At 47.3% G+C, this 2,855-nt stretch carries 3 protein-coding genes; all 3 read left to right on the forward strand.

Annotated features, from left to right (window positions below; translation table 11 throughout):
* Positions 1–759: BadF/BadG/BcrA/BcrD ATPase family protein (locus BCT81_RS20170; protein WP_102425591.1), on the forward strand; the 759-nt coding region annotated here is incomplete at its 5' end.
* A gap of 10 nt (positions 760–769) precedes the next feature.
* Positions 770–1,882, forward strand: a complete 1,113-nt coding sequence (locus tag BCT81_RS20175; protein WP_102425592.1) for an anhydro-N-acetylmuramic acid kinase — start codon at positions 770–772, stop codon at positions 1,880–1,882.
* A 31-nt stretch (positions 1,883–1,913) separates the two neighbouring features.
* Positions 1,914–2,846 (forward strand): N-acetylmuramic acid 6-phosphate etherase, encoded by a 933-nt coding sequence (murQ, locus tag BCT81_RS20180; RefSeq protein WP_102425593.1) that lies wholly within the window; start codon positions 1,914–1,916, stop codon positions 2,844–2,846.
* Positions 2,847–2,855: the final 9 nt, after the last annotated feature.

Genomic DNA, 2,855 nt, shown 5'->3' on the forward strand with positions numbered 1-2,855 from the left:
TCACTAACCTTATACGGTGAAACAGCAATCACTCAACTGACTCATTACATTGAAGAAATGCTGAGTGTGAATCAGATAAATCCGAAACAGTGTTATATTGTGGTCGGTGTTGCTGGCGCAGGTAATGCTCAACTAAAAGCGAAATTACAACTGGCACTGTCCCATTTCCCAAACCTGTATGTGACGACCGATGCTGAAGCCTCGGTCGTTGGTGCAAATAGAGGAGAAGGCGTAAACTGTATTGCTATTGGCACAGGCTCGGTTGCGATTCAATTAGACAACCAATACGTGACACATCAGTTTGGCGGTTGGGGTTTCCCTATTGGTGATCAAGGTGGCGGCGCTTGGCTTGGTTTTAAAGCGGTTCAGCAAGCACTGGTCGAGTTTGACGCTCAACGTTGCTCGTTAACCAGTCAACTTGTGATGAAGAAAACAGGCAATGTCCGCAGTGCGATTCTAAAATGGACTCGCTCAGCCAACGCAACCGATTATGCTCAACTTGCAAAAGAGCTTGTCGAGTTAGAACCATGTTGTCCGACGGCAAAAAACATCGTTGAGCAAGGTATTCAAGAAATTGAGCTGCTTGCACGAACATGCTCAGACAACAACTCACTACCGATCATGTTCTTAGGCAGCTTAGGCGCTTTCTATCGTGACAAACTGCCACAAGCGCTACAAGATCGCAGCTTAGAGGTTCAAGGTAATGCTTTAGATGGCGCGGAAATCATCGCACATCAAAAGCTTCGCCCGCTTAATTAAGGAAATGACCATGAAGTCAGAGTTATACATTGGCGTGATGTCAGGCACCAGCATGGACGGCGTTGATACGGCACTGGTGTCGATAGAAGACAACCGGATCACACTGCTTGCTCATGATGAGTTTCCAATGCCAAAGGAACTCAAAACACGCTTGCTTAATGTATGTATCGGTCAGCAAACTGACTTGATTGCCATTGGTGAGCTCGACCACCAGCTTGGCCACCTGTTTGCTGATGCTGTTCTGCAGCTTCTCGCCAAGTCAGAGACTCCAGCATCAACTGTCACCGCAATTGGCAATCATGGTCAAACGGTATTCCACCAACCAACAGGCGACTCTCCCTTTACCATGCAGTTAGGCGATGCCAACATTATTGCTGCTAAAACCGAGATTCAAACCGTCGCAGATTTCAGACGTAAAGACATGGCGCTTGGTGGACAAGGTGCACCACTGGTCCCCGCTTTTCACCATACTATTTTTCAACCGCAAGAAAGCTCAGTTGTTGTGCTGAACATTGGTGGCATATCGAATATTTCAGTACTGCGCCCGAATCAACTAACACTTGGTTATGATACTGGCCCAGGCAATATGTTAATGGACGCTTGGGTAGATAAACACACGGGTGAAAAATTTGACCGCGACGCTCAGTTCGCACTTCAAGGTCAAGTCAATCAAGCCTTATTAAAACAACTGCTGGAAGTGTCTTATTTATCTCTAACACCACCGAAAAGTACCGGTAGAGAGCTATTCAACCTGCCTTGGTTGGAGCAACAATTAACAGAATTTAATGACATCTCAGCACAAGATGTCCAACGCACGCTTTGCGAATACACGGCTTTGACGATAGCCAATGAAGTCGAGGCTTACCGCTTAGGTAACGCTCCAGCATTGTATGTATGTGGTGGTGGGGTTAGAAACCCACTGTTGATGAAGAGGCTTTCTGAGCTTCTACCAAGCTGGGAGGTTGCCTCAACCACCAGCAAAGGTGTAGACGCTGACTATATGGAAGCGATGGCTTTTGCTTGGCTTGCTCAACGTCATGTCCATCAACTACCGAGTAATTTACCAGAAGTGACTGGTGCAAGTAGATCTGCCTCTCTAGGCGTTCTATACAGTGCTAACTAAACCATTTTAGAATCATCATTTAAGGATCATTATGAGTAACGACGCTCTCATATCAGCGCTCTCGCACCTCGTTTCGGAGGGGAGAAACCCTGACACTATGGATATTGATCTACTCACTTCTCTTGAAGTGGTCGAAAAGATTAACCAACAAGACAAACAGGTCCCACTGGCGATCGAAGCTGAACTGCCGCAAATAGCTAAGGCCGTTGATAAAATCGCTCACGCCTTTCAAAACGGAGGGCGACTGATTTACATGGGTGCTGGCACCAGTGGTCGATTGGGCGTTTTAGATGCCTCAGAGTGCCCGCCCACATTTGGCGTTTCAGACAAAATGGTTATCGGCCTTATCGCCGGCGGACCAGAAGCCATTTTGAAAGCAAAAGAAGGAGCTGAAGATTCGCTGACGTTAGGCATCGATGATCTGAAAGCGATTCAATTTTCAGAAAAGGATGTTGTGGTTGGCATTGCGGCAAGCGGGCGTACGCCTTACGTGATTGGCGCACTCAACTACGCCAATCAAATCGGTGCGGTGACGGTTGCCCTGTCTTGTAATCCAGATTCGCCAATTGCTGATATTGCTCAGATCGCGATAAGCCCAGTGGTTGGCCCAGAGGCACTAACGGGGTCAACAAGGCTGAAATCCGGTACAGCGCAAAAACTGGTTCTAAATATGCTGACCACAGCGAGCATGATTCGTATTGGCAAGAGCTACCAGAACCTGATGGTCGATGTAAAAGCGACCAACGAAAAGCTAGTAGCCCGCGCCGCTCGTATCGTTATTCAAGCAACCGAATGTGATAAAGCGTTGGCAGTGTCGACACTAAAAACCACTGACTACGACGTTAAGCTAGCAATTTTAATGATTCTGACCGGGCTTGATTTGCAGGCGGCGAAGGCTCAGCTTGACCAGCAGAACGGCTTTTTAAGAAAAGCGGTCGAGAATAATCAGTCAATGTCGGATTAATCTTCAATA

It is taken from the genome of Vibrio sp. 10N.261.52.A1, from assembly GCF_002876325.1.
Classification (GTDB): domain Bacteria; phylum Pseudomonadota; class Gammaproteobacteria; order Enterobacterales; family Vibrionaceae; genus Vibrio; species Vibrio chagasii.